This window comes from Phyllobacterium ifriqiyense (assembly GCF_030817885.1).
Lineage (GTDB): Bacteria > Pseudomonadota > Alphaproteobacteria > Rhizobiales > Rhizobiaceae > Phyllobacterium > Phyllobacterium ifriqiyense.
In genome coordinates this window covers 2,210,984-2,237,790 of sequence record NZ_JAUSZT010000003.1, presented here as the reverse complement: position 1 = coordinate 2,237,790, position 26,807 = coordinate 2,210,984, and the positions used below count along the sequence as shown (strand labels likewise).

General features: G+C 53.0%; 31 protein-coding genes and 1 pseudogene. 17 read left to right on the top strand and 15 right to left on the bottom strand.

The window, feature by feature from the left end:
• The first annotated feature begins 23 nt into the window (after positions 1-23).
• The gene (locus QFZ34_RS18495; RefSeq protein WP_307283947.1) at positions 24-1,070 is read left to right on the top strand and encodes an alpha/beta hydrolase family protein; all 1,047 of its coding nucleotides are present in this window, start codon (positions 24-26) and stop codon (positions 1,068-1,070) included.
• Between the two features lie 18 nt (positions 1,071-1,088).
• Here QFZ34_RS18495 and pssA read toward each other — a convergent pair whose 3' ends face one another.
• The 5 genes from pssA to QFZ34_RS18470 form a co-directional block, all read right to left on the bottom strand.
• The gene (pssA, locus tag QFZ34_RS18490; protein ID WP_307283945.1) at positions 1,089-1,937 is read right to left on the bottom strand and encodes a CDP-diacylglycerol--serine O-phosphatidyltransferase; all 849 of its coding nucleotides are present in this window, start codon (positions 1,935-1,937) and stop codon (positions 1,089-1,091) included.
• Between the two features lie 3 nt (positions 1,938-1,940).
• On the bottom strand, positions 1,941-2,639 hold the full coding sequence (locus QFZ34_RS18485; protein ID WP_115051809.1) for a phosphatidylserine decarboxylase: 699 nt from the start codon (positions 2,637-2,639) through the stop codon (positions 1,941-1,943).
• A gap of 124 nt (positions 2,640-2,763) precedes the next feature.
• Entirely contained in the window at positions 2,764-4,581 is a 1,818-nt protein-coding gene (locus QFZ34_RS18480; RefSeq protein ID WP_370878861.1) for an ABCB family ABC transporter ATP-binding protein/permease, read from the bottom strand.
• 71 nt (positions 4,582-4,652) lie between these two features.
• On the bottom strand, positions 4,653-5,012 hold the full coding sequence (locus tag QFZ34_RS18475) for an ArsR/SmtB family transcription factor (protein ID WP_115051811.1): 360 nt from the start codon (positions 5,010-5,012) through the stop codon (positions 4,653-4,655).
• 89 nt (positions 5,013-5,101) lie between these two features.
• A complete protein-coding gene (locus tag QFZ34_RS18470) occupies positions 5,102-6,334 on the bottom strand; it encodes a LysM peptidoglycan-binding domain-containing protein (protein ID WP_307283935.1) in 1,233 nt (410 codons plus the stop codon).
• Between the two features lie 162 nt (positions 6,335-6,496).
• Between QFZ34_RS18470 and QFZ34_RS18465 the strand changes: the two genes are divergently transcribed.
• Both QFZ34_RS18465 and QFZ34_RS18460 read left to right on the top strand, forming a co-directional pair.
• On the top strand, positions 6,497-7,102 hold the full coding sequence (locus tag QFZ34_RS18465; protein ID WP_307283933.1) for an LOG family protein: 606 nt from the start codon (positions 6,497-6,499) through the stop codon (positions 7,100-7,102).
• A gap of 120 nt (positions 7,103-7,222) precedes the next feature.
• Positions 7,223-8,113, top strand: coding sequence for a CorA family divalent cation transporter (locus QFZ34_RS18460; RefSeq protein ID WP_307283930.1), 891 nt, complete (start codon positions 7,223-7,225; stop codon positions 8,111-8,113).
• On the opposite strand, the gene rarD is transcribed toward QFZ34_RS18460, so the two are convergent.
• The 4 genes from rarD to cysS all read right to left on the bottom strand — a co-directional run bounded on the left by rarD (position 8,110) and on the right by cysS (position 12,717).
• Entirely contained in the window at positions 8,110-9,060 is a 951-nt protein-coding gene (gene rarD, locus QFZ34_RS18455; protein WP_307283927.1) for an EamA family transporter RarD, read from the bottom strand. The genes QFZ34_RS18460 and rarD overlap by 4 nt on opposite strands.
• 101 nt (positions 9,061-9,161) lie before the next feature.
• Positions 9,162-10,799 carry a citramalate synthase gene (cimA, locus tag QFZ34_RS18450; RefSeq protein ID WP_307283924.1) on the bottom strand — a complete coding sequence of 546 codons (1,638 nt, stop codon included), beginning with the start codon at positions 10,797-10,799 and terminating at the stop codon, positions 9,162-9,164.
• Entirely contained in the window at positions 10,772-11,266 is a 495-nt protein-coding gene (locus QFZ34_RS18445; protein ID WP_115051817.1) for a GFA family protein, read from the bottom strand. The genes cimA and QFZ34_RS18445 overlap by 28 nt, the downstream gene beginning before the upstream one ends.
• Entirely contained in the window at positions 11,263-12,717 is a 1,455-nt protein-coding gene (cysS, locus tag QFZ34_RS18440; protein WP_307283919.1) for a cysteine--tRNA ligase, read from the bottom strand. Before cysS ends, QFZ34_RS18445 begins: the two co-directional genes overlap by 4 nt.
• A gap of 381 nt (positions 12,718-13,098) precedes the next feature.
• On the opposite strand from cysS, the gene QFZ34_RS18435 reads away from it, so the two are divergent.
• On the top strand, positions 13,099-13,266 hold the full coding sequence (locus tag QFZ34_RS18435; protein ID WP_307283916.1) for a hypothetical protein: 168 nt from the start codon (positions 13,099-13,101) through the stop codon (positions 13,264-13,266).
• Here QFZ34_RS18435 and QFZ34_RS18430 read toward each other — a convergent pair.
• Positions 13,243-13,857, bottom strand: coding sequence for a LysE/ArgO family amino acid transporter (locus QFZ34_RS18430; protein WP_115051819.1), 615 nt, complete (start codon positions 13,855-13,857; stop codon positions 13,243-13,245). The genes QFZ34_RS18435 and QFZ34_RS18430 overlap by 24 nt on opposite strands.
• A gap of 29 nt (positions 13,858-13,886) precedes the next feature.
• Positions 13,887-14,651 carry an SOS response-associated peptidase gene (locus QFZ34_RS18425; protein WP_307283913.1) on the bottom strand — a complete coding sequence of 255 codons (765 nt, stop codon included), beginning with the start codon at positions 14,649-14,651 and terminating at the stop codon, positions 13,887-13,889.
• A 98-nt stretch (positions 14,652-14,749) separates the two neighbouring features.
• Between QFZ34_RS18425 and QFZ34_RS18420 the strand changes: the two genes are divergently transcribed.
• The 7 genes from QFZ34_RS18420 to QFZ34_RS18390 all read left to right on the top strand — a co-directional run bounded on the left by QFZ34_RS18420 (position 14,750) and on the right by QFZ34_RS18390 (position 19,047).
• A complete protein-coding gene (locus tag QFZ34_RS18420; RefSeq protein ID WP_307286470.1) occupies positions 14,750-15,181 on the top strand; it encodes an NUDIX hydrolase in 432 nt (143 codons plus the stop codon).
• Between the two features lie 112 nt (positions 15,182-15,293).
• Positions 15,294-15,629 carry a TIGR02301 family protein gene (locus tag QFZ34_RS18415; RefSeq protein WP_115052189.1) on the top strand — a complete coding sequence of 112 codons (336 nt, stop codon included), beginning with the start codon at positions 15,294-15,296 and terminating at the stop codon, positions 15,627-15,629.
• 102 nt (positions 15,630-15,731) lie between these two features.
• A complete protein-coding gene (locus tag QFZ34_RS18410) occupies positions 15,732-15,989 on the top strand; it encodes a hypothetical protein (protein WP_115051821.1) in 258 nt (85 codons plus the stop codon).
• Between the two features lie 20 nt (positions 15,990-16,009).
• Positions 16,010-16,804: a hypothetical protein gene (locus QFZ34_RS18405; protein WP_307283906.1), complete on the top strand. Its 795-nt coding sequence runs from the start codon at positions 16,010-16,012 to the stop codon at positions 16,802-16,804.
• A 90-nt stretch (positions 16,805-16,894) separates the two neighbouring features.
• The gene (locus QFZ34_RS18400; RefSeq protein ID WP_307286465.1) at positions 16,895-17,350 is read left to right on the top strand and encodes a carboxymuconolactone decarboxylase family protein; all 456 of its coding nucleotides are present in this window, start codon (positions 16,895-16,897) and stop codon (positions 17,348-17,350) included.
• Positions 17,337-18,227, top strand: a complete 891-nt coding sequence (locus QFZ34_RS18395; RefSeq protein WP_307283903.1) for a sigma-70 family RNA polymerase sigma factor — start codon at positions 17,337-17,339, stop codon at positions 18,225-18,227. The genes QFZ34_RS18400 and QFZ34_RS18395 overlap by 14 nt, the downstream gene beginning before the upstream one ends.
• Positions 18,228-18,258: 31 nt before the next feature.
• Positions 18,259-19,047 carry a PhzF family phenazine biosynthesis protein gene (locus QFZ34_RS18390; protein WP_307283899.1) on the top strand — a complete coding sequence of 263 codons (789 nt, stop codon included), beginning with the start codon at positions 18,259-18,261 and terminating at the stop codon, positions 19,045-19,047.
• On the opposite strand, the gene QFZ34_RS18385 is transcribed toward QFZ34_RS18390, so the two are convergent.
• The gene (locus QFZ34_RS18385; RefSeq protein WP_307283896.1) at positions 19,035-20,369 is read right to left on the bottom strand and encodes a dihydroorotase; all 1,335 of its coding nucleotides are present in this window, start codon (positions 20,367-20,369) and stop codon (positions 19,035-19,037) included. The two genes, QFZ34_RS18390 and QFZ34_RS18385, sit on opposite strands and share 13 nt — an antisense overlap.
• 74 nt (positions 20,370-20,443) lie before the next feature.
• Here QFZ34_RS18385 and ygfZ point away from each other — a divergent pair, with 74 nt between their 5' ends.
• Genes ygfZ through QFZ34_RS18360 form a run of 5 tightly spaced genes read left to right on the top strand, consistent with a single transcriptional unit; the run spans position 20,444 to position 23,941 of the window.
• Entirely contained in the window at positions 20,444-21,292 is an 849-nt protein-coding gene (gene ygfZ, locus QFZ34_RS18380; protein ID WP_307283894.1) for a CAF17-like 4Fe-4S cluster assembly/insertion protein YgfZ, read from the top strand.
• A gap of 13 nt (positions 21,293-21,305) precedes the next feature.
• On the top strand, positions 21,306-21,944 hold the full coding sequence (locus QFZ34_RS18375; protein WP_307283892.1) for an HD domain-containing protein: 639 nt from the start codon (positions 21,306-21,308) through the stop codon (positions 21,942-21,944).
• A gap of 3 nt (positions 21,945-21,947) precedes the next feature.
• Positions 21,948-22,469 (top strand): tyrosine phosphatase family protein, encoded by a 522-nt coding sequence (locus QFZ34_RS18370; RefSeq protein ID WP_307283889.1) that lies wholly within the window; start codon positions 21,948-21,950, stop codon positions 22,467-22,469.
• Entirely contained in the window at positions 22,466-23,425 is a 960-nt protein-coding gene (locus QFZ34_RS18365) for an NUDIX hydrolase (protein ID WP_307283886.1), read from the top strand. The genes QFZ34_RS18370 and QFZ34_RS18365 overlap by 4 nt, the downstream gene beginning before the upstream one ends.
• Before the next feature lie 9 nt (positions 23,426-23,434).
• A complete protein-coding gene (locus QFZ34_RS18360) occupies positions 23,435-23,941 on the top strand; it encodes a cupin domain-containing protein (RefSeq protein WP_307283883.1) in 507 nt (168 codons plus the stop codon).
• Here QFZ34_RS18360 and QFZ34_RS18355 read toward each other — a convergent pair.
• Entirely contained in the window at positions 23,938-24,822 is an 885-nt protein-coding gene (locus tag QFZ34_RS18355; protein ID WP_370878860.1) for a VOC family protein, read from the bottom strand. The genes QFZ34_RS18360 and QFZ34_RS18355 overlap by 4 nt on opposite strands.
• 186 nt (positions 24,823-25,008) lie before the next feature.
• Between QFZ34_RS18355 and QFZ34_RS18350 the strand changes: the two genes are divergently transcribed.
• Positions 25,009-25,557 carry an RBBP9/YdeN family alpha/beta hydrolase gene (locus QFZ34_RS18350; RefSeq protein ID WP_307283877.1) on the top strand — a complete coding sequence of 183 codons (549 nt, stop codon included), beginning with the start codon at positions 25,009-25,011 and terminating at the stop codon, positions 25,555-25,557.
• Positions 25,558-25,580: 23 nt separating this feature from the next.
• Here QFZ34_RS18350 and QFZ34_RS18345 read toward each other — a convergent pair whose 3' ends face one another.
• Entirely contained in the window at positions 25,581-26,030 is a 450-nt protein-coding gene (locus QFZ34_RS18345; RefSeq protein WP_307283874.1) for a thiol-disulfide oxidoreductase DCC family protein, read from the bottom strand.
• Between the two features lie 8 nt (positions 26,031-26,038).
• Positions 26,039-26,804: pseudogene (locus tag QFZ34_RS18340) on the bottom strand (HpcH/HpaI aldolase family protein).
• Between the last annotated feature and the right edge of the window lie 3 nt (positions 26,805-26,807).

Here is a 26,807-nt window from a genome sequence, read left to right as displayed (position 1 = left end):
TATCCAAAACAAGGAGTTTCACTATGAAGAAATTTGCGTATCTCACCGGGCTCGCTCTCGTTACAACACTGCAAATCGCTCATGCTGACGACATGAATGTCGGGGTACGTGAATTCTTGTCCCCGTCAAAAGAACGAGGCATCAATCTTCATGTTATAATCTGGTACCCGGCACAGATTGGCGGCGAGGAAGCGCTGCTTGGCAATACCCCGTTTTTTAGCGGCACCACCAGCATGCGGGATGCGCCAATACTGAAGGGCAAATTTCCACTCATTCTGCTTTCCCACGGCACAGGTATTGCAGGGAATGCCGGAGCCACAAGCTGGATTGCCGCTTCGTTGGCGAAACATGGTTACATTGTTGCCGCACCAAATCATCCCGGCAACCAGAGTGGAAATAGATCGGCGGGTGAGGCAATGAAGCTTTGGCTACGGCCCGCGGATTTTACGTCTACGTTGGATGCCCTCAAAATAAGTACAGCGTTTCAGAATAAAATTGACTGGGAGAAAGTCGGGGCGCTTGGTCTCTCCATGGGCGGATATACGGCCCTTGCAGTAGCCGGAGCCAAGGTGAACCAGCAACGGCTGGCATCTTATTGCGACAACGGCTCGAGCAACAACTCTTTGTGTGAATGGATCAAACAAAGCGGCGTCGACCTTCACACGATGAATCTGCAGCCCGCAGGCCAAAACTACCGAGACAATCGAATTCGATCAGCAGTCGCAGTTGATCCCGCAATGGTGGGGACGCTAACCACCGAAAGCATTGCCAGCATCACAATTCCGGTCGATTTGATAAACCTGGGACGTAGCGGAGAGGTTCCACCAACGGTAGATGTGTCACAAACGGCAAAGCTCATCCCTCATGCACGTTACTCGACGATTGATGGCGCTAATCATTTCAGTATGTTTGCGGAATGCAAAGCCGGTGCGTCCGAAGCTTTGAAAGCTAAAGGTATCACCGAAGCACTTTGTGACAATGTCGAAGGACGACCGCGCGGCGAAATTCACGCGCAGATAATCAACATGGTTGCTGCCGCCTTCAAACGGACTTTTAACACTGAGCAGTAGAGGTGAGTGGCTCCGACATCAGGATTGGATTTCGGAACCATCCTTTTCGGCATCTGTGCTGGTACTGGCAGCATCCGCCTCTTCAAAACGTTTCCATGCCCTGTAGCTGAACGGCAAGGTCAGGAAGAAGGCGATTGTCGTCAATGTTAGCGTTTCCCATGTGTAACTCATCAGGAATGCCACATAGACCACGATAAACAGGAAGGTCGGCATGACCCAATCTGAACGAAGCTTGGTGCCTGCTGCCTTTCCGCTATAGACCGGTAAGCGGCTGATCATCAGCACCGCCACACCCACCGTATAGGCTGCTGCTATAAAGGCGAATGTACGCGTGGGAACAAGACCGAGGAAGCCCAGATAAACCGGCAACATAACCAGCATGGCACCTGCAGGAGCAGGAACGCCTGTAAAGAAGTTATTCTGCCATAGCGGTTTGCCGACGACGTCAAGCATGACGTTAAAGCGGGCGAGCCGCAAACAACAGGCAATGCAATAAAGCAGCGCCGCAATCCAGCCGAAGGATCGCGCCTGATCAAGCATATAGGCATAAAGGACCAAAGCCGGTGCAACGCCGAAATTGACGATATCAGCAAGCGAGTCCATCTGAGCGCCGAACTTGGATGAACCCTTCATCATGCGGGCGATGCGCCCGTCTATGCCGTCAAGGAACGCAGCCAGCAGAACCATTGAAACGGCCAGCTCGAATCTGTTTTCAAATGCCAGCCGGATACCGGTCAGCCCGGCACAGATGGCCAGAACTGTGATGACGTTGGGCATGAGGTAACGCAGGGGAATGCGCGTGCCTTTCGGTTCGGCATTCTGATGTTTCTCGTCAAACAACGGGTCTGTTTCTTGCTCCAACGGCATTGATTAGCTTATCCGGACCAGAGGTGCGCTCGGCGCGCCACCAAATTCAGCAACAACCGTTTCGCCGCCAACGGCCGTTTGGCCGACTGCAACACGCGGCACAAATCCCTGCGGCAAATAGACATCGACGCGAGAGCCAAAGCGGATCAGGCCAAAGCGCTCGCCGATTGAGATTGAGTTGCTTTCATCGACCCAGCACACAATACGGCGGGCAACCAGACCGGCAACCTGCACAACGGCTACCTCGCCATTGGGGCTTTCGATAACCAGACCATTGCGCTCATTTTCCGCACTGGCTTTGTCAAGTTCTGCATTGAGGAACTTGCCGGGTTTATGGACGATAGTGGAAATTCGGCCGCGAACCGGAGCGCGATTGATATGGCAGGAAAAAACATTCATGAAGACGGAAATTCTGGTCATTTCCGCATCACCCAATCCAAGCTCGCGCGGTGGCACTGCAGGCCCAACAGCCGAAACGAGGCCATCCGCCGGGCTTATAACCAGCTTGTCATCGGTGGGGGTTACGCGCTGGGGATCACGATAGAAATAAATGCACCAAGCGGTCAGTATCAGGCCGATCCAGAACAATGGGCCCCAAAGATAACCAAGAATGAGTGTGGCAACGGCGAAACCCGCAATGAAGGGATAGCCTTCCTTATGGATGGGCACAAAAGTATTACGGATCGTATCAACAAGGCTCATTCATCTATCCCTGATTATGCCAGCATCATATGTCGCGAACGCCGTAGGCTATGTCGTTACATGACGGCTATTTTTCAACGAGTTTTCGCGTTCTTATCGGAGATTGGCCGCCGGGGCAAACCATTCACGCGGGCATTGCAGGCTTTCCACGGACAACCACTCCAAGATCGTCCTCGGCCTGTACGCGGCGCAACCGCTCTTCGGCCTCGGTTGCCTCGCGTTGGCGATTCCACATTGACGCATAAAGGCCTTTAATTTTCAGCAGCTTGGTATGTGTACCACGTTCAGCAATCACGCCATCCTTCAAAACAATGATTTCATCTGCGCCGATAATGGTCGAAAGCCGGTGGGCGATAACAAGGGTTGTCCGGTCACGACTGACCAAATCAAGTGCCGACTGAATTTCATGCTCGGTGGCGCTATCCAGAGCGGACGTCGCCTCGTCAAGTATGAGGATGGGGGGCGCCTTGAGGATCGTTCGAGCAATGGCAACACGCTGCTTTTCGCCGCCGGAGAGCTTTAGCCCGCGTTCACCGACCATGGCTTGATAGCCCTCGGGCAACGTATTGATAAATGGCCCGATCTGCGCAAGCTCGGCGGCATTACGCATTTCCTCGTCGGTAGCGCTAACTCGGCCATAGCGGATGTTGTAGGCAATAGAGTCATTAAAAAGCACAGTATCCTGCGGCACCATACCAATGGCTGAGCGCAAGCTTTCCTGCGTCACATCGCGGATATCCTGCCCATCAATGCTGATCGAACCACTTTGTATATCGTAGAAGCGGAATAGCAGGCGCGACAGCGTTGATTTGCCCGCGCCCGATGGACCGACGATAGCCACCGTCTTGCCTGCTGGCACCTCAAAGCTGACACCCTTCAAGATCGGGCGCTTTGGATCATAGGCAAATTGCACATTGTCAAAGCGGACCGTGCCACGATCAATCTGCAAGGCCTTTGCATTAGGCTTGTCTTTCACTTCCTGCTCGACATCAAGCAGATCAAACATCTGTTCAATATCAGTCAATCCCTGACGAATTTCCCGATATATAAAACCAATAAAATTCAACGGGATGGAAAGCTGCATCAACATGGCATTGATGAAAACAAAATCGCCTATTGTCTGGGTGCCTGCCATGACCTCCCTGCCCGACATGATCATCATGACCGCCATGCCGATACCGAAAATCACCGCCTGACCGAAGTTCAACCAACCGAGCGAAGTCCAGATGCGCGTCGCGGAAACTTCGTATCGCGCCATTGCCCCATCAAAGCGGGTTGCTTCCATGGTTTCATTGCCAAAATATTTAACGGTCTCGAAGTTCAACAGCGAGTCGATCGCCTTGGAATTGGCATCGGTGTCCGATTCGTTCATGTCGCGGCGGATGTTGATCCGCCAGTCACTGGCGCGCACTGTGAACCAGGTATAAAGCCAAACAGTAGCTACGACGACCGCCACGTAAGACAGGCCATAGGTGAACGCAAATATCACTGCGGTCATCAGGAATTCGATGATCGTCGGGGCTGTATTAAGGATTGTAAAACGGACAATGGTTTCAATGCCCTTTGTTCCACGCTCGATGATGCGCGACAGACCACCGGTGCGGCGCTCGACGTGGAAACGCAGGGATAGTTCGTGCATATGAACAAACGTCTTATAAGCGAGTTTGCGCACGGCATATTGACCGACACTGGCAAAGAGCGCATCGCGCAACTGGTTAAGCCCAGCTTGAACAATACGTGCCAGATTATAGGCAGCGACCAGCATCAGAGGGCCGATGAGCAAGACTGGCAAAAGTTCGGAAACTTCCAGTTTGCCGTTTAACGCATCGGTTGCCCACTTGAAAAAGTAAGGAACCAGGATCAATACAATTTTGGATATGATGAGGTAGACCGTAGCCCATACGACCCGCATGCGCAGATCTGGACGTTCAACCGGCCACATATAGGGCCAAAGGTTGCGGATTGTCTGGAAAGTTTTTCCAGACTCGGATGATACGGTCTTTTCGGGCACGTCTAATCCTCGAGCATGTTTTCGCGCCAGACTTGCGGCTGCGGTGGAATGATTTTTTGTGGTGGACAGCAGAGCTCTGCCATTTTGTTTACAAGCATTGCAACGTGAGCGAATGCTGCCGGGTCAATGCTGTAATGCGAGCTTTGACCGGACTGGCGATAACGAACCAATCCAGCTTCAACCAAAATCTTGAGATGCTGCGAAACCGTCGATTGAGCAAGGTCGAGACCAGCGACAATATCCTTGCAGCACGATGCATCCAGACATGACAGCTGACGGACAATGCGCAGACGAGCCGGATGGGCAAGCGCGGCCAGGATACGGGCGTTCTCAATGTCTTCAAAAGATTTTTGGCAAGTCATCGTATATCGTCGATAAACGATATATATCGCAAACGCAATCCTACCCGCAAATCTTTTGCGTAAAACCGCCGGAATACAGCAGATATTTTCTATTGGACGGCGGGTTTATCCGTTTCAGGCAAGGCGAACACTTGTCCAGGAAAAATCCGGTTTGGATTGCGTATCTGCTCTTTATTGGCAAGATAGATGGTGGTGTAACGCATTCCCTCGCCATAGGTCCGGCGCGAAATCCGCCACAGATTATCACCCCGGCGAATAATGACCGAGCCCTCAACACTTTGCAGTGGTGCGGCAGCATCACCTGTTGCAGCTTGCGCTGTCGCGCTCTCGGCCTGTACAGGCTCATCGGCTTTCGGCGCAGCTGCGACGGCCGATACTCGCTCGCCTGCCTCACGTTTGAAAGGTACGGCGGATCTGGCAAGAACGGTAACACCGTCAGCCGCAAGCATATCGGCGCGAACGATATAGTCGCCAACTGCCAGCTCCTTTACGGTCTGAACAAGAAAACGCCCTTCCGGCGTTGTCATTGTTGATCCCAGCAAATCGCTGTTTGCGTAAACCTTCACGGTCAAGCCTGCTTCGGCAGTGCCAGCGATGAAGAGCTTGTTGCCTTCGATCTCGACAGCTTCCACAGCAATACGGGCTTTAACGGCTGGCTGAACAACGGGCTTGTCGCCCTTCGGGGCAGCAGTGACCACTGCCTGTGCGGCATCGGGCGCGGGCGTGGCCGCTGGTGTCGTGATCATGCGGCTTGGCTGGCCCGATTGCTCGACAAGAGCCAACACCTGTCCGGTTTTGGATTCAGGAATTGATACGATTGCGGTTTCAATCGAAGTCATGGCTGTCCCGCTGGCTCCGGTTGAACGCAGCACAAGCTGATAATCGCCGGGCTTCAACGGATCTTCGAGAACAACAACAAAGTCGCCACTTTCATTGGATTTTGTAGTGCCAATGACTTTAGAGCGTGAGAGCAGATCAACAGTGGCATTGGCCGACGCCTTGCCCGCAATGACAATCGACCCGGTCGGCTCGACACGCAATACATCAAAAGTGGGTGCGCCAGAGCTTGGTGGAACCGTTGTCAGTTCCGGTTGCGGCATTGCTGCTTGCTGTGTCGGGGCAGTGCCCGTGGAAGGCACCGAAGCAGCCGGTTCGGCGGCTGGCTCTGTTGGTGCGGCAGGCTTCACCGAAGTGTCAATATTAGCAATTGCGGCTGGTTTATCAGCGTCTGTCTTACCCGAAATATCTGCCAGATAAAGCGCAACCAACCCCGCGGCAACAACGGCGCTGACCCCCAATAATGCAATTCGTGTGCTGAGCATTGTTTTTCTACCCTCTTGTTCTTTTTTGCTCTAGCGCCTTTTATGCTCCTCTACAAGAAACGACGCAAATCCGGCCTACTATACTTTTAATTCAGCCAAAGCGGTAGGGTGTCCCGATTTGTCGCGCTTGACTGTCAGCAAAGCAAAAGGCACCAAGAATATATGAGCAAGATTCGATCCATTTGTGTTTACTGCGGTTCCTCGCCGGGCCGTGATCCAATTTACAAACAAAGCGGCAAGCTGCTTGGAAACTCTATAGCCGAGCATGGCCTTGAGTTGATCTATGGCGGCGGCACAAAAGGTATTATGGGTGCAGTCGCCGATGGCGTCATGTCGGCAGGCGGCAAAGTGACCGGCATTATTCCGAAATTCCTTATGAACAAGGAAGCCACCGAACATTCACTGCAGCAGCTGTCAGAGTTGATCGTCACTGAGGACATGCACCAGCGCAAACACAAGATGTTCGAGCGTTCCGATGCTTTTGTCACCCTCCCCGGTGGTATTGGAACTGTCGAAGAAATTGTCGAGATCATGACCTGGGCGCAGCTTGGCCGTCACAAAAAGCCGATGGTTTTTGCGAACATCAATGGATTCTGGAATCCGATGCTGGCTCTACTTGATCACATGAAAGCCGAGGGGTTCGTGCACACGTCACATTTGGTCAATCCAATTGTGGTAGACAGGCCCGAAGATATTGTACCCGCAATCCTCAGCGCTGCGTCGAAGGGGGATCGGGAAGGCAATGAAGCGATCATCGAACGCCTCTGACGGAATGAAAGGGTCAGCATCATCGACACGCTCGATCCCAAACATTTATCGCCTCGAACCGACGATTTTGTCATAGTCCATGATTTTGATACCGGCGGCAGCCTGATTACGAAATCTGCTGTGGATAGTAGCTGGTCATGGAAAAGTTACGCGCTGGTAGATGTACGCGCCAAACGTAACTTGGAAAACGACGATGCCCTGCCGGAAGCGGTCAAGGAAACCTTGCTCGCTGCGGGCGACCAATATCAGATAAGCTATGAAGACGGCTGGCTTTTCGGCGAACTTCCCGACCTGCAGCACGAGCATTATGGCGATGCACGCAAACTGGGTTATTTCCGCTTCGCTTTAAACGAGAAACTATTCATTAGCGGGCGTAGATACCCTCTGCAATCGGTCGATGATGTCCGGCAGTTCATATTGCGGGACAAGATCAGACTTGAAACTCCGCTGGATCTGTTCCACGCCATATTTCGGCGTTTTCTTGAATTGTTGAAAGCTGAAATAGCAAAACTTGCCGAGACGCTCGACTCAATCGAAGATCATATCGTCGGCGATAATTGGCAGGGCGAACGGGAGCGGCTTGTACCCGTAAGGCGCCAGATTGTGCTGTTTCATCGCCATTTAACCGCGGCCACCGGCATTTTTCGCCATATCGACCATGCTGACCGGCGTGCATTTCCCGAGAACCTCGATGACCTGATCGAAGGCCTGTCTCGCAGAGCCGAAACGCTGCATGCAGAGGGAGAGCAATTGCAACAGCGGGCTCGGCTTTTGCAGGACGAACTCATGGCAAAGCTATCCGACCAGTCCAACCAGTTTCTCTATATTTTGTCGATCATGACCGCCGTCCTGTTGCCCACAACAGTGATCAGCGGCTTGTTCGGCATGAATACCGGTGGATTGCCATTTCTGGAAAGTCCGCACGGTTTCTGGATCGTGGCTTTTGTAGCGCTGTTTATTTCAGTGATGGTTTATCTGTTTGTTCGCAAGATTGGCGGTTCGCGGCGCTAGGCCGCCGTAGTCGGGCGAGCTTTGCGCGCTTCGTGCAACATGGACCACGTATAGATGGCCAAAGCCGACCAGATCAAAGCAAAAGCGATGAACTGGATGTGTGAAAATGGTTCGCCAAATACAAAGATTGCACTCAGAAACACAATGGTCGGCGCAATATATTGCATCAGGCCAATCGTGGTGTATCGAAGCAGTTTCGCACCAAAGGCATAAAGGATAAGTGGAACGGCGGTTGCCGGACCGGCGAAAAGCAACAGAGCGATATCATGCGTATTGCCCTGCATGAAATGGCTGGTGCCCTGAATGATAGTCCAGCCGATCAGAGCAAGCGATGGGATCGACAAGATCAAAACTTCCAGCATGAATCCCTGCGTCGGGCCAATAGGTAGAGTTTTGCGGAAGAACCCATAGAATCCGAAGCTGAATGCGAGGACCAGCGATATCCACGGCAAGCCACCTGAATAAATGGTGAGGAGCAGCACGGCGCAAGCCGCCAGCGCAACGGCCACCATTTGGGGCTTGGATAGACGTTCGCCGAGAAACACTGCACCCAGAACGACATTGACCAGCGGATTTATATAGTAACCCAAGGCCGTATCGATCGCATGGCCAGAGCCGATGGCCCAGACATAAGTGCCCCAGTTAACAGTGATCAGACTGGCGGTTAGTGTAGCCATCGCCAGCATGCGCGGAGTTGTCAAAGCGACCTTGAGATCGCCAAACAGGCCAAGCCACCAGAGCAGGATACCGGCAATTGGCACAGACCAGACAATACGATGTGCGACCACTTCCAGCGCAGGAATATGAGCGACGGTCTTCAGATAAAACGGAAGGACGCCCCAAAGAAGATATGCTGAGAGAGCAAAAAGAAAGCCTTTCTTGCCATCGGACATTCCCGGCAAAGGCACGGATTGCATTGCATCATTCATTTTTGCTTGTTCGCTCATGGAGCGAAGTCCTAGACTTCAGCCTGCACTGCGTCCATTGAATTCGAATGATCGTAACATCAAGCCATTTGATGTTTTGGCTCTTTTCTAGTCAAATCAATCTATTCCGCGGCAATTTTTCCTGCAAGATCGCGATTTTTCATCAATTTATAGACCACAGAGTCCATTAATGCCTGAAAAGACGCGTCTATGATGTTGTCGGAAACCCCGACTGTCCACCATCTGACATTGGTCGAATCTGTCGATTCGATCAAAACCCGGGTAATCGCTTCCGTACCACCGTTGAGAATACGGACCTTGAAGTCCGCCAATACGAGATCGTTGATCTCATGCTGATAGCTGCCCATGTCCTTGCGCAAGGCAAGATCGAGAGCGTTGACCGGCCCGTGCCCTTCGGCCACCGACATACGCATTTCGCCGTCGACTTCCATACGAACCACAGCTTCGGAGACCGTTTTTATATTTCCATTGGCATCGAAGCGGCGCTCGACCATACAGCGGAAGGAATCCACTTTGAAAAACTCCGGCACAGTGCCCAGCGTGCGCCGGGCCAATAGCTCGAAGCTGGCATCGGCACCTTCATAGGCATAACCTTCAGCTTCGTGTTCTTTGACGAGCGAAATCAGCGTATCAAGACGCGGATCGGTTTTGGTGACAGAAATGCCGCGCCGCTCCAGTTCGTTGATGAAATTGGACTTTCCGCCTTGGTCGGAAACCATGACCTTGCGGCGATTCCCCACCGTTTCCGGCGGAACATGTTCGTAGGTCGCTGGCTCTTTGATCAGGGCAGAAGCGTGAATACCCGCCTTTGTGGCGAAGGCGGAAGAGCCTACGAAAGCGCCCTGCGCGTTTGGCGCACGGTTAAGCAGTTCGTCGAAACTGCGCGACAAGCGCGACAGCCCCTTCAGCTTTTCGAGGCTGATACCGGTCTCGAAGCGATCCGCCCATGCGGGCTTGAGCATCAATGTCGGGATGATGGTGATTAGATTGGCATTGCCGCAGCGCTCTCCGATACCGTTAAGCGTGCCCTGCACGTGGCGGACGCCAGCATCAATGGCAGCGAGCGAGTTTGCGACAGCTTGTTCCGTATCATTATGCGCGTGAATGCCCAGATGATCACCCGGAATGATTTTCGTGACCGCCTTGACGATCGCCGTCACTTCAGCCGGTTGCGTACCGCCATTGGTATCGCAAAGAACCACCCAGCGAGCACCAGCATCATAGGCGGTCTTGGCACAAGCCAACGCATAGTCAGGATTTGCCTTGTAACCATCAAAGAAATGTTCGCAGTCGACAATGGCTTCCTTGCCCGCGCTGACAGCAGCTTTCACTGACGCGTCGATGGACTCGAGATTTTCTTCGTTCGTGCAGCCGAGCGCAACGCGAACGTGATAATCCCAACTCTTGCCAACGAAACAAACCGTATCAGCCGAAGAGCCAATCAGCGCTGTGACACCAGGATCATTTGAAACAGAAACGCCGGCGCGTTTTGTCATGCCGAATGCGGCAAACTTTGCATGGTTTGTGCGTTTTTCGGCAAAGAATGCTGTGTCGGTCGGATTCGCTCCGGGATAGCCGCCTTCAACATAGTCGAAGCCAAACTCGTCCAGCATAGCCGCGATTACTTTCTTGTCTTCCACCGAGAAATCAATGCCAGGTGTCTGCTGGCCATCGCGCAAGGTGGTGTCGAAAAGGTAGATGCGTTCTTTGCTCACTTGTGCGTCTCTTCCGCGGGCCATCTGTCTGTATCGAAATCCGGATGCTGATACGAAATCATGGTTTTCAGGAAATCGATGGATTCCGGATCGCCTTCGGACGTATATCCGGGCAAAGACGAGAGATCATCGACATAAGGCAATTTGCCTTCGAGTCCCCATTGAACAGTCGGCGCTAGTTCTTCCGGTTCATCAAAGGCACCGATGGCAAGAGCTATACCATCGGGCGCTTCATAGGTCAGCGGTGTTCCGCAGTCGGCGCAGAATCCCCGCTTGACGTGGTTGGACGACTGAAACCGTTTCGGTTCGCCTCGCGTCCATGTCAGATCGGTATCCGTTACCGAAACCAGCGGCGCAAAGAAATTGCCGAATGCTTTCTGGCACATGCGGCAATGACAGATCGATGGGCTCCCCAACGCGCCAGTAGCGCGGAACCGTACGGCCCCGCATTGACAGCCTCCGGTGTAGACTGGCTTGTTATCCAAACTCACCGCTTCACCTCCCAGCTTGTCAAACGTTCACCCGTGACCGCATCCTTGCCATCTTTGAGCTGAATGCCCTTTTCCAACAATTCATAACGGATAGCGTCTGCTTCAGCAAAATCGCGTGCACCGAGCAGTTCCAGCCGTTGCATTACCTTAGCTTCAATCTCTGCGGCGAATTCAGACGACACTTCGTCGGCATCACTACTCAAATCAATGCCGAGTAATGCAAATATTGCCTTATAAGCTGCGGGATCCAGTGACCGGGATTTGCGGACTGTAGCCAGCCAGTTGATAAGGCCCGGTGTTGCAAGATCATCAGACAATATCTCCAAAGCCTCATCGGGCACCCATCCGACAGCGGCAGAGCCTGCATATTCCCGCGCTTTGGCGAGGATATTCTCAGCTTCTTCTAGCCGATTGATGGTGAAATCAATCGGCTCGCGATAATTGGTCATGAGCATAGCCAATCTCAAAACATCGCCCGGCCATTTGCGATCGCCAAATGTCGTCGTCTCCAGCAATTCGTTGATGGTGAAAAAATTTCCGACGCTTTTCGCCATCTTCTGGCCCTCAACCTGGAGGAAACCATTATGCATCCAGATATTGGCCATCCGATCCGTGCCGAATGCGCAGCATGACTGGGCGATTTCGTTTTCATGGTGAGGGAAAACGAGATCAATGCCACCTCCGTGAATATCAAAGATATTCTTCATCGGATCATCGCAGCGCAACCCACCGCCGAAGGGCTCAAGCAGCTTGGCCATAGCCATGGCAGAGCACTCTATATGCCAGCCGGGACGACCGAGACCATCAATCCCCGCCGGTGACGGCCAACCGGGCTCACCTTCCCTGGAAGGCTTCCACAAAACAAAGTCCATCTCGTCGCGCTTATACGACGCAACGTCGACGCGTGCGCCTGCGAGCATGTCATCTGCGGAGCGCCGTGCCAAAAGCCCATAGCGCGGGCCCCTCGCCGCATTCATCGCAGAGGGTGAGAACAGCACATGTCCGTCAGCAACATAGGCAACGCCGCGCTCTACCAGCCGGTCGATCATCGCCACCATTTCGGCAATATACTCGGTCGCCCGCGGCTGCGCCGATGGCTCCAGATTGCCAAGCGCTGTCACATCGGCCTGAAACTGAGCGTTCGTAGCTTCCGTCACCTTTCGAATAGCTTCGTTCAGTGGCAGATTCGGAAAATCCCGGGCGGCACGCGCGTTAATCTTATCGTCGATATCCGTGATATTGCGAACGTAAGTGACATGATTTTCGCCGTAGGTGTGACGCAAAAGCCGAAACAGCACATCAAAGACAATGACAGGTCTGGCATTGCCGATATGGGCGTAGTCATAGACTGTCGGGCCGCAGACATACATGCGCACATTTTTAACGTCGATTGGCTCGAACTTCTCCTTCGAGCGTGTCAGCGTATTGTAGAGGCTAATGTCATGCGGCATGGGTCATCTCAATTTCAGGTTCAAGGATGTACAGAATATCAACAGACGGGTCGCTTGACCGGCATATTTGCATCTTTGGTACTGGAAATTTGAGATGAAAACGACCGGGCCAGCAGGAGCTAGCTGATAATGGTCCGACAGGTGATAATAATCGTGACTGACAACGTTTTCATGATGTCTTTATGATTGAGCGCAAGCCAATCGTCAAGCACCGGCAATTGGAAGCTGGTGTGGCAAATTTGTCGGGATCACATTGGTTAATGCAAATTAACCGGAAAGCCTAAAATCCTCCCGGAAAGTGCCTTTTTTCCGGCCAATTTGAACGGGATTCCTGTCTCTTATGCGAAAGGGGAATAGGCCCCGCCCAAAAGGACCAGACCCATGATACCGACACAACAGACTGCAAAGCCGCGAGAGAGTATCTTTGCCGACCACCTTGCCCTGCAATACCGCGCCATCGGCCCGGCAGCCATTCAAGCCGCAGTACTCAACACTGTCCGTCAGCGTCCGCCTTTGAAGCACGCTTCAATTGTTCAGGAAACGGACTAAAAGACTAAGCGCGATCCCCGCCATGACAAGGCCGATGATAACATCGAGCACGCGCCAGGCAGCCGGACGGGCGAACACCGGTTGCAGCAGCCTCGCACCATAGCCGAGGCCGAAAAACCAGACGAAGGATGCAATCGCCGCGCCAGCGCCATAAGCCGCGCGGTTAGCCCCTTCGAAGCGGGCCGAGAGGCCCCCAAGCAAGACAACTGTATCCAGATAGACGTGCGGATTGAGGAATGTTAGCGCCAATACGGTGCCAATAGCCGCCTTCAGCGAGCTACTGCCAAACCGTGCAGCCTGCATTGCCTCTGGGTGCAATGCACGCCGGAATGCTACCGAGGCATACCAGAACAGGAACAGAGCGCCTCCAAGCGTTACAAATGAAATGAGTTTGGGCGACTGGGCGATCAACGTGCCAAGACCCGCAACACCTGCGGCAATGAGCAACGCATCGGACAATGCACAGATCAGGCTGAGAATAAACACATGCTCGCGCAACAATCCCTGACGCAGTATGAAGGCATTTTGAGCGCCGATGGCAATGATCAGCGATCCGCCAAGAAGAAAACCGGAAAGTGCGGCTGAAAGCATTCGAAGATATCCTGATAAACTTGGGCGAATTAAAAAAGCTTCATCTGCGTATCAGGTTCTTCGGGTTTGTTGCGAGCGGATTTTTTGGGCTCGCTCAAATTTTCAAGCACCCTTTCCTGAATATCCGGCCCGGTATTGGCAACCTTGTTGACCTTGTCGGATACGGGAATGGCTTCAAAAAAGTCCGCTTGCGCTGGCTTCAATAAATCCGAAACATGGCGTGGCTCCTGTGTCTTGCAATCGAGCCAGCGGGCAAAATCCTTTTGCTCGATGATCACAGGCATACGATCGTGAATGTGACGAATATCGTCATTGGCACGCGTCGTAAGTATGGCTCCAGTGTCCATTTCCGAGCCTTCGGCATTAGCCCAAGGCTCATAAAGTCCGGCAAAGGCAATGATGCCGCCATTGCGCGGTCTGATCCAGTAAGCTTGGGATTTTTTGTCCCCGCTGCGACGCCACTCATAAAAACCTGATGCCGGAATGAGAGCCCGGCGATGGCGCATAGCGGTCTTGAAAGAGGCCTTCTCGATTGCAGTTTCCGACCTCGCATTGATCATCAATGGGTAATCGGCAGTATTTTTCACCCAGCCCGGAATAAAACCCCAGCGGACAAGCAGCGCTTTGCGATCCGAACGATTGCTGCCAGGGGGCGGAGTTTCGCCGCTTATCACCATGAGGATTGGCTGCGTCGGGGCAATATTGAAACGTGGCGGAAAATCTTCAAGCTCCATGAGCGCAAGATAGGCCGCTATTTCTTCAGGTGTCCCAAGGAGTGAAAAACGTCCGCACATATTAACCTGCTTCCACGCTGCCGCGACCTTCGTCAATGCACCACTTGCTCAACTACCGCCATCTTGTCAAACGGACTTGCAAGGCTTACCGCTTGGATATGGACCAAATTCCACTTTCCCCAACTGTCGATGGCGTATCGGTCGTATGCATCCGCGACGGTGCATTTCTTCTGGTTGAGCGTGGGCGCGATCCTTCCAAGGGCTGGCTCGCCTTTCCCGGCGGAAGACGAGAGGATGGTGAGACGCCGCAGGAGGCGGCAATTAGAGAATTGCACGAGGAAACCGGCCTCTCGGTGGCCATCATCACCTATCTTACGACAGTGACATTCGATTACTCCACGCCTGAATTTCCCTCCCCCAGACCATTCCGCCTTGCTGTTTTTCGAGCCCATGATGTTCTTGGGGAAGCAATTGCTGCCGATGACGCGGCAGCAGTTCATTGGTTGCGGTATGAAGAAATGACCGGATTTGACGTTACGGAAAGTGTGCTTGACGTTGCACGGGAACTTGCGCGGAACTTCGAAAGCTGAGGGTATCCCACCAAACTGCCTTGAAGATGCCTTGCTTTCAGGACACAAGGGTTTGGGGAATTCAGCTCAAGGCAATTTTGTGCGTCGAACAGCGTTTATCATATTGGCATTGATGGGAATTTCGTGCGCTGTTCCAGCCTATGCAGTCGATCCTCTTTATGAAACCAAATTGATAAGACTGGCGGAAGTGCTGGGCTCGATCCACTCTTTGCGCAATATATGCGGCGAGAACAGCAGCCAATGGCGCGACAGAATGGATGCACTGCTTCTGGCCGAAAATCCAGATCCAGTGCGAAAGGCGCGTTTGATTGCCAGTTTTAACCGGGGATACAGGACCTTTAACGAGACCTATTCGACCTGTACAAGCCAGGCGATTGCGGCGATTGACCGCTATGAACAGGAAGGAACAAAGCTTTCTTCCGAAATCGTATCGGGATATGGAAATTAACCGGGCTTTAACTGTTGAAGCCAATGAACCGCATTTTAAGCAAAACCTATGGTATTGTTTAGTGGCACTTTAAGAATTGGCTTCGGCCAAGGATGGTACATCATGAACATGACCTCGACAGATATTGATAAATTGGTTGCTGAAGAGAAAAAACTCGTAGCGATCGAATATCAGAATGAAGTCTGGGCTGATGGCACGCTTGAAGGCATCGAACCGGAGATCATGGCTGAAGCAGCATTTGCCACCGCGCTGATCGAACTTATCCGCGATAACGGGGAAGTGTCCGCGTTGGCCTTGCTCGAAGCCTTGCGCGAACGTATCTCTGCTGGCGAGTTTTCGACGAATCGCATTCTGCAGTAGTTAAATTCCGGGTGACATTCATGCTTGAAAAGCATCTTTCCGCTTATCCTTTCGCCAGAACCATCATGCTGGCGACAGCGGTATGCGCATTGAGCCTACCTGCATGGTCTGCAAATTCAGGTGCGCCAGTGCAACTTGCATTGAGCGAAATCAAAAAGGAAGAACTGCCCAAGGCGGCAGAGCCTGCAAAGCCTGACGCGAGCCAGCCGACTGGCGAAACACAGACACCCCCGCCCGCATCATCAGATACGCCAGGTGCAGCGCCCACCGAGCCTACGGCGGAAGATGGCGCCGAGGGTGCCAAGGCTACCAATCCAGCAATGCCCAATGCGAAGGATGGAGCGGAAACACCAGAGGTCCAGTACGATCTCACCAAGCTACCCTTCCCCGTACAAAAGATGCATCAGCTTATTCTCGAGGCTGCGAAATCGGGCAATATTGAAGCGCTGCGGCCACTTATCGGGTCTGGTGACGATGTAACCATGCTTTCGCTGGCCGAAGTCGACGGCGACCCGCTGGCCTATCTGAAAAGTCAGGCAGGCGATCCGGATGGGCAGGAAATACTTGCAATTTTGGTTGATGTGCTGGAATCCGGCTTCGTGCACATCGATGCAGGCACAGCAGACGAATTATACGTTTGGCCCTATTTCTTTGCCTATCCGTTGGATAAGCTGGATGCAAAACAAAAAGTTGAGCTCTTTCAAATCGTTACTGCTGGCGACTATGATGAAATGAAGCAGTTCGGCACGTATGTATTTTATCGTCTGGGTATCACTCCGAAAGGCCGCTGGCGCTTTTTCGTGACCGGCGACTGATTTTTCAGATTTATTTTCATTGGATGTCACATCCGGCAATGCTGTCTCGTCTCGTATTCAGGCAACTGAATGCCACACAGGAGACAGATGATGAAAGCCAGATTAAATCCTATAAGTTTTGACGCTCTCAAGCCGATGCTTGTCATGAGTGAAGGCGTTGAAGGTAACGGCCTTGAAAAAAGCCTGCAAGAACTCGTCAAGTTGCGTGCATCCCAGATCAATGGCTGCGCCTATTGCCTCGATATGCATTCCAAGGATGCGCGTAAGCATGGCGAAACCGAGCAACGCATTTATTTGCTGAACGGCTGGAGAGAATCTCCATTATATAGCGATCGGGAGAGGGCTGCCTTGGCCTGGACAGAGGCGTTGACTCTGGTCTCGCAAACCTATGCGCCCGATAGTGATTATGAAGCCCTGAAGCTGCACTTCACTGACGAGGAAATTGTGAAATTGACGATGCTCATTGTCACCATCAACGGTTGGAACCGTATTGCCATCGGGTTCCGCTCCATACATCCGGTAGCAAAATCCAGTGTCGCAGCCTGACGACACGCTAGAAGCGTTCAACCGCCTGAGGCCTCGACTGACCCGGATTGCGTATCGCATGCTCGGGTCAGTCGCAGAGGCAGAGGATATTGTTCAAGAGGGCTTCATTCGCTGGCACAAGACCGACAAGTCGAGTGTTCGCAGTGAAGAAGCTTTCCTTGTCAGCATAGTTACGCGCCTTTGCCTTGATCATCTGAAATCGGCGCGTGTGCGCAGGGAAAGATATGTAGGAGATTGGCTGCCGGAACCGATATTCAATCCGCTCGAAGAAGAGACCGAAGGTGACATTACGCTGACCCTTATGATGGCACTAGAACGGCTGTCGCCCCTCGAACGTGCCGCATTTTTGCTGCATGATGTGTTCGGCCAAGATTTCAAGCAGATTGCCCAGACTATCAACCGGGATGCTGCGACTTGCAGGCAGCTCGCAAACCGGGCGCGCAATCATATACAAAAGGCCAAGCCGCGGTTTCCAGTTTCGGATGAACAAGGCAGTAGAATTGCCGCCGCGTTTTTTAATGCGTCACGCACTGGCGACACACAGACACTTCAAACCCTTCTGGCAGATGACGTCGTTATGTATGCTGATGGCGGTGGAGTTAGGCTTTCGGTGGTCAAGCCAATTTACACAGCTGAGAACATAATACGCTTTTTCGAGGGCGTTTCACGCCGTGCAGATTTCGAGCTTCCAACTCTGCTATTTGAAGGCCTGATTGATGGCTTGCATGGCTTTGCTACGATGGAGTCTGATGACCTGCCACAAACAACCGCTCTGGAAATCGAGAACGGGAAGATCAAGGCCATCTATGTCATGCGCAACCCGGAAAAACTTGGACATTTGCAGTTTGCGAAATTCCCGGCAAAGGGTACAGCTTGAGGCCACTCCTTTTTAAATTCACAGGTGCCCAATGAAGACGCTGACAATGTACCAGGTGGATGCATTCACCACCGAGCTTTTTCGCGGCAATCCGGCAGCAGTGCTTGTTCTTGACGAATGGCTGCCGGTTGAAACCATGCAGAACATTGCCGCCGAGAATAATCTTGCAGAAACTGCCTTTGTCAAACGCAACGCAAATGGCTGGGATTTACGCTGGTTTACGCCAGTTCACGAAGTGAATTTCTGTGGTCATGCCACCCTTGCCTCATCCCATGTGCTGCTGCATGAACTGGGCATAAAAGGCGAATTGGTATTTGAGACAAGGGTCGGAGCCCTGCGCGTCAACAAAAAGCAATCAGCCTATCAGCTCGATTTTCCAAGCTTTCCGCCAGAGCCAGTGGCCAATCTCCTCCCCGCGCTAAAAGATATTACCGCACGGGAAAATATCACGGCATTTCAGAATTTCGAGAATGTCTTCATTGAGCTTGAAAATGAGCAGGCGGTGCTTGATTTTGTTCCCGACCTGCCGAAAATTACAGAACTTGACCCGTTCGGACTGGTGATTACCGGCAAAGGTGAAGAGCATGATTTCGTATCGCGCTATTTTGTACCCCATGCCGGCATTCCGGAAGATCCGGTAACCGGATCAATACATTCAACGCTTGTGCCGTATTGGGCCGCGAAGCTTGGCAAAAATCATTTGTCCGCGTTTCAACGCTCAAAGCGTGGCGGACACTTGCTCTGCGAGCTTGCTGATGATCGTGTACTGATCAGCGGTGCAGCGGTGACGTTCATGAAGGCAGAGATTTATCTGCCTTGAAGTGCCTCACCAAATAGCACCGGCTCGCCTTGTGAGGGAGTGACGATCTCGCCATCCCACATGACTTTAATACCACGTACAATTGTGCCTACAGGCCAGCCTGTGACGATCTTGCCGTCATAAGGAGTCCAGCCAGCCTTTGAGCCCACCTGCGCATTGGTAATCGTTTCACGACGCTTCATATCGACAATTGTCAAATCCGCATCATAGCCTACGGAGATGCGACCCTTGCGAGCCATACCGAACAGGCGATTTGGACCATGCGAGCTAAGATCGACAAAGCGTTCAATGGAAAGGCGTCCGGCATTTACATGATCCAGCATGATTGGAACAAGTGTCTGCACGCCGGTCATGCCGGATGGTGACGCAGGATAGGGTTTGGACTTTTCTTCCAATGTGTGGGGCGCATGATCTGAGCCAAGCACGTCAACGATTCCCTGCCCGATTCCTCTCCAGACACCATCGCGATGACGGGCGTCGCGCACCGGTGGATTCATCTGAAGCAAGGTTCCAAGCGTTGCATATTGGCTGGCATCAAGCGTCAGATGATGCGGCGTTGCTTCACAGCTCGCCACATCCTTGTGTTGAGCAAGGAAGTCAATTTCCTCAGCGGTGGAAATGTGCAAAACATGGATACGGGTACCGGTTTCACGGGCAATCCGTACCAGACGCTCGGTGCATTGAAGAGCTGCGATCTCATCGCGCCAGACCGGATGCGAGGACGGATCATTCGGGACGCGGAAGCTTTCGCGCTCACGCAGCCGGAACTCGTCCTCGGAGTGGAATGCAGCGCGGCGGCGGGTATTTCTGAGGATTGAACGAACACCCTCATCGTCTTCAACAAGAAGATCACCGGTAGAGGAACCCATGAAAACCTTGATGCCTGCGGCACCTGGCAAACGCTCCAGTTCAGGAACATCATGCGCATTGTCACGCGTACCGCCAACCCAAAAGGCGAAATCGCAATGCATGCGATGCTTGCCGCGACGGACCTTGTCTTCGAGGGTTTCGGCTGAAGTCGTCAACGGCTTGGTATTGGGCATTTCGAAAACCGCCGTGACACCGCCAAGAACGGCCGAACGGGATCCACTTTCCAGGTCTTCCTTGTGTTCGAGGCCGGGCTCACGAAAATGCACCTGACTATCGACGACGCCGGGAAGAATATGCAGGCCAGTCGCATCGATGATTTCGCCCGCCGATGCGGTACCCAGATTGCCAATGGCCGCAATTCGCCCATTGATGATACCGATATCGCGCAAACCGACACCATCCTGATTGACAACCATGCCGCTTCGATAAATCGTGTCGAATGTTTGAGCCATTTGCATCTCCTTCACCTTGCGAACCCGTCCCGAGCGGATTACGTAACAGGAACAGATAAGGCAAGGATAATGCAATGCCATCGGCACTTTTAAACGGAAGAGCGATCCTCAACGTTACAGGCGAAGAAGCAGAGAGCTTCCTGCAAAACCTGATCACCACAGATCTCGATAATCTGCAAAGAGGCAAACTCAGACCTGGGGCCCTTCTGAGCCCTCAAGGCAAGATCATGTTCGAGTTTCTGATTTCACGATCGGCCGATGGCTTGCGTCTCGACATTTTGCAGTCTGTGATCGATGATTTTGCCAAGCGTCTGAGCCTCTACAAGCTGCGCGCCAAAGTACAGATTTCCATTGATTCTGAATCGCTTGTGGCCGTTTCATGGGGAAGTGAGTCAAGCGTCTCAGAATCTGATTCTACGGTTCGGGATGAGCGCTTTCCTGGTGACCTCAACGTTTGCCGCCACAATGGCGATACCGCTATCAATGGCGATGCCGACGCGTGGACGCGTCTGCGGATTGCTCATGGTGTGGCCGAAGCACCTATAGACTATGCGCTGGGTGATGCCTTTCCGCATGACATCAATTTCGATCAGATCAATGGTGTTTCGTTCAAGAAGGGCTGCTTCATCGGCCAGGAGGTCGTTTCCCGGATGCAGCATCGCGGAACTGCACGACGGCGAATCCTTATTGTCGACAGCCCGGTGGACCTGCCCCCAACAGGAACATCCATAACGGCAAATGGACGTGAGCTTGGTACTTTGGGAAGCGCTGCCGGACGAAGCGGGCTAGCCCTTGTCCGTATCGACCGCGTTAAAGATGCGATCGATAGTGAAACTCCCATTTTGGCAGGAGATATTGCTATCGACCTTGCCATTCCACCCGAACACCGGTTTACATTTCCCGTGACTGCGCAGGAAGCGTAACCAGGGAATTATAATGTCAGAAAGGGCCGCGCCCAGACAGGACCATTCAATCGAGCCGGAAATGCGGGCTTGGCAGCGCATGTTGTCGGGCCGACGCCTAGATTTGCTTGATCCATCGCCACTGGATATCGAGATTGAAGACATAGCACAGGGCCTCTCACGGGTAGCCCGCTGGAACGGCCAAACGACAGGCGAACATGCTTACTCCGTCGCTCAGCACTCGCTATTGGTGGAGGAAATATTTGGCCGCCTCTTCCCACAGATAACAACCGAGCAAAGACTGATCGCACTTTTGCATGACGCCCCGGAATATGTCATTGGCGATATGATTTCGCCGTTCAAAGCCGTAGTCGGAGGCGATTACAAGGCCGTTGAGTTGCGATTGCAGCACGCCATACATTTGAGGTTTTCGCTCACTCCGATCATCAGTCAGGAGCTTCGCAGGCAAATAAAACGCGCCGATGCCGTGGCCGCATATCACGAAGCGACACTGCTCGCGGGTTTTTTGCCCGATGAAGCAGTCCAGTTTTTCGGACGCCCGCGTGGTATTGACCCGCAAGGCCTGGACTTGACACCACTTCCCACACAAAATGCCCAGAACGCGTTTTTATTGCGCTTTGCTGCGTTAGATCAACAGCGCATCAAAGGATAGACTATGCCGCATCTCATTGTATCACCCGTCTCGCGTATCGCTGAAACAGCGTCACGTTTTGGTGTTAGGGATATGCTCACTCTCATGAATGTCGGCTCGCAGTTCAACCGACCGGTCGAGATTGAGGAAGCACGCCATTTATTCATTGGTTTCAATGACATCACAGAGCCATCTGATGGAATGATTCATCCCTCTGTCGATCATATCGGTCAGTTTATTGAGTTTGGGCGGCGCTGGGATCGAAAAGCTCCCTTGCTCATTCATTGCTATGCCGGAATCTCGCGTTCTACTGCTGGAGCTTACATTACTGCACTCGCACTCAATCCGGAACTGGATGAAATCAAATTGGCGCAAACACTCCGCCGCAATGCTCCATCTGCAACGCCGAATGCTTTGCTGGTTGCGCTTGCTGACGATCTGCTGGATCGCAGAGGACGCATGGTGGACGCGATAAAGGCCATTGGCCGCGGCGAAGACGCCTTTGAGGGCACCCCCTTCATTCTTCCGCTAACGGTAGACACATGACGACCGCGCTCAATGCAGTTGAAATCAATCTGAGTGCAGCAATCGCTGCTGTCGCCAATAATGATCCTCTTATCTTGACGACCTCTTCCAGTGGCCAACCGGAAAGAGATGAATTGCCCTTCGGTCCATTCAACCCACTTGAACATCGCACTTTTGAAACCGGCTTGCGCGAATGGGTGGCCGAGCAAACGCCGCTCCAACTCGGATATGTCGAGCAGCTTTATACTTTCGGCGATCGGGGCAGGCACAAAACGGTCGAAGATCGCGGATTGCACGTTGTTTCTGTCGGATATCTTGCACTTACCCGCATTTCCGAAAATGGCAGCGAGCAACTTCGCAAATCAGGCGCACGCTGGCGAAACTGGTATTCCTTTTTGCCGTGGGAAGACTGGCGCGGCGGCAAGCCCGCCATGATCGACGAAGAAATTCGCCCTGCCTTGCAGGAATGGGCGGAGGCAAACGCATTGCCGTCTCGGCTAAGCCGTTTTCGCATGGCCTTTGGTGATGAGAATATAGCTTGGGATGAAGAGCGCGTGCTTGAGCGCTATGAGCTTTTATATGAGGCGGGACTTATCGAGGAAGCGATACGCGACGGGCGGGCTGACAGGACTCCTGCACGCTGCCTGCCCGGCCTCGCCATGAGCTTTGATCACCGCCGCATCTTGGCAACGGCGATCTCCAGACTGCGTGCGAAGCTGAAATATCGTCCGGTCGTCTTTGAACTGATGCCGCCCGCCTTCACCTTGACGGCACTGCAAGAGACCGTTGAAGCTATTTCCGGACGTCATTTACACAAACAGAACTTTCGGCGGCTTGTCGAGACTACCGAATTGGTGGAGCCGACCGGTGCTGAGCAGATACAAGCACGGGGGCGTCCCGCCGCACTTTACCAGTTCCGGCATAACGTTCTTGAGGAGCGAAGTGTAGCGGGCCTCAGGGTTGGTAACCGGTCATAGGAGCTGCAAATGAATGACAAGCCTACATCCATGAACGCCGACGGCATTTTCGAGCCATTTTCCTCGGAGGACGTTCCGGTTGAAGAGTGGTCGCAAGGCACACGCTTCGGCAGCACCTATCGGTATTTATCAGGATTTGGCGGCTCAACCCATGTCGGGGTTCAGCTTGAAGAACTTTCACCGGGAATGGAATCGAGCCTCAACCACTATCACATGCTTGAGGAAGAGCATGCCTTCGTTCTCGAAGGTGAAATGACTTTGAAGCTTGGCGATAAGACATATGTCATGAAGGCAGGGCACTATGTCTGCTTTCCCGCCGGTCAAAAAGCTGGACATTCATTTTACAATCACAGCGATGCACCCTGCCGTTTCCTGATGATGGGAGAGAAAAACCCTAATGAGGTGTTGTTCTATCCGGAAAATCAACGTGTCGGCGTCCGCCTTATGGGCGAAGGCTACGTGCGATCCTCCCAGATTGAATACTGGGAGCGTGTCGATACGGATAAGCCGGGTTAAGCTTTGGCCGGAACAATACGGATAACATTGCCCCAAGGGTCAATGATCTCACGCTCTTCCTTTGCATCCGCCGAGCTGAACTCAGCCCAAGCCAAGCCGGATCGATCATTGTCACGGCGTCCGGCTCCCCGGCTCTGCCAGGCATTTGCAGCCACGTGGTGATGATAGCCGCCTGTGGACATGAACACAGCACCGGCACCATAGGCAGCAACGGTTTGAAGACCAAGCTCCTTATGCCACCATGCTTCGGCTTCCTTGGCGTTGCCGACCCGCAAGTGGAGGTGGCCGACCATGGTTCCATCTGGAGCAGCTGTCCAAGGCTGGGCTGTGGCTTCGGTCAGGAGATTGCCGACATCCAGCGGTTCCGTTGCCATTGTCACAGCAGAGCCATTCCATGTCCATTTTTCATGCGGGCGGTCAGCGTAGATTTCAATGCCGTTACCTTCAGGATCGGTCAGGTAGATCGCCTCGCTGACCAGATGGTCCGATGCACCGACAATAGGTGTACGCTTATCAATCGCGCGCCTCGCCCATCGCGCCAGATCAGCCCGCTCCGGCAGTAGAAAAGCTGTGTGATAAAGTCCGGCGCTTTGCGGGTCATCGGCACGGACGGTGGCCTGTTCTATTTCAAGCAGCGGCGTTTCGCCGGCACCCAGTATGATCGATTGTCCCTCGCGTGAGATTTCGCGCAGGCCCACCACATCCTGGTAATAGCTCGAAAGTAGATCAGCATCCTTGGCTTTTATGCCAATCTTCGACACATAAGTCGGGGCTGTTGCAGCAAAAGATACGTCCGTCATTTTTGCCTCCGCGCGCGTACTGGCCGCCGTTCCGACAAGGGCTAAAGTTCCACCAACCAGTTCCCGGCGTGTAAATTGCATCGTACTTCGCATTGTTCGTTTCGTTGTGATGAAAATCGGCTTTCACCACCTCCTGCACAAGAGCCGTGGCGGCGAACAGGCTGTTCGCAAATAGTGAACTATGAAGCGAACATTGTTTACCAGATCGAGAGGGATCCCGTTGTGTTCGATATTGCGAAATAGGCGCAACTTTCCTAAATACGGCACATGAAAGTTAAAGATACCGATATTCTTATCATTCCCGGCTACACAAATTCCGGTCCTGATCATTGGCAAAGCCGATGGGAAAGCAAGCTTTCCACAGCGCGCCGGGTCGAGCAGGCCGAATGGTCAAAGCCGGTTCGTGAAGATTGGGTTGCAGCAGTTGCCAAGGCAATAAATGAGGCAACACGCCCCGTCGTGGTGGTCGCTCATTCTCTCGGCGTGCCCACATTTATCCATGCTCTTCCTGATGTCGGCGATAAGGTCAAAGGCGCATTTCTGGTTACGCCTCCAGATGTTTCCAATCCGAAAATCCGTCCGAAGCATCTCATGACCTTCGGCCCCTACCCTCGCGAGCCCTTCACATTTCCGTCGATGGTGGTTGCAAGCCGGAATGATCATTATTGCAGCTATGAAGTTGCCGACGATCTGGCGGCGGCTTGGGGATCAGTGATTGTGGATGCTGGAGAGTCCGGTCATCTCAATTCGGAGTCCGGTCATGGGCCTTGGCCGGAAGGAACGATGGTCTTTGCACAATTCCTCTCCAAGCTTTGATCAATCAAACGACCTATTGCCGATCATCCTAAAAATCGATCAGCGTGGGATGGGTCAGGCGCGTAGCAGCTATTGCGAATGCTGAACCAGTTGAGGCGATTTCGGGCAATATAATCGTAAAGCCAATCGCGAAACAAACGCGGGGCAATTCGGGCAGCACAAGCCATCGACCAGGGAAATCCCAAGATCTCTATTGCTCGCAGCGATCCATCCGACTTGATCCGGATCATCCCCTTCTCGAGCAAAATGTTTGACTCATAGTCCTGAGAAACGAGCCCATAGTGCCGAAAAAGAGCACTGCCAAGCGAAGATTGCGCCGACAGGAACCGGAAACGCCGCTTCTTGTCGGCACGCAAAAGGAAATTGACGAAGCCGGAGCATAGGACGCAGTTTCCATCGAAGATCAGGATGGGGTGATCGTCAGGAAAGTCAGGTACCGAGGGATCTGCGCGATAGCTGAAGGCCTTGCGCATGGCTTGGTTTACACTTCTATCTCGTTCAATAGGCTTTGCACGCCATCAGTTAGATAGGTTGTGTCCACAGCAAGCGGCAAATAGGTAAATCCCAGAGCGGAAAAACGTTTCGCCAATGCTGCATTGCCGGCATAGATTCCGGCAAGTTTACCAGCGGCTTTGGAGCGCCTTGCGATTTCGGTCAAAGGCTCAATGATCGCTTCGGAACCAGCATTGACTTCCGTGCCATTGCTCCACGCAATTGAAAAATCCGAGGGGCCCAACGAAAATACCGTCGATTCCGTCGACAGCGAGAATATCGTCCAAGGCTTCATATGCTGCGCGGGTTTCGATCATGGCAAAGGCCAACGTGTCCGTGTTGGTCTGTTCGAGGTATCCGCCGGAACCGCCCGAGACATAGCCACCTGGGCGACCGCGCAATTGGCCCCAGGAACGTTCGCCCAATGGCGGATATTTCATCGCTGCGGCAAAAAGCTTTGCATCAGCCACTGTGTTGATCATGGGCGCAATAACAGCTTCAGCGCCTATATCCAAAGCCCTGCTTGCCATGTCAAAGCGGCCAACCGGCACGCGAACTGCGGTGTGCTTTCCGGCACTGCGCAACACGCCGGTCAATGCAACAACGCTGGCGGTGTCATGTGCGCCATGCTGCATATCGAGCAGGACAGCGGAAAGCCTTGTGCGGCAAAGGGCTTCCATCACCAAGGTATCGGTCATGCTGGACCAGCCGGAATAAATTGTTTCTCCGGCTCTGAGACGCGACGCTAATGACATGAT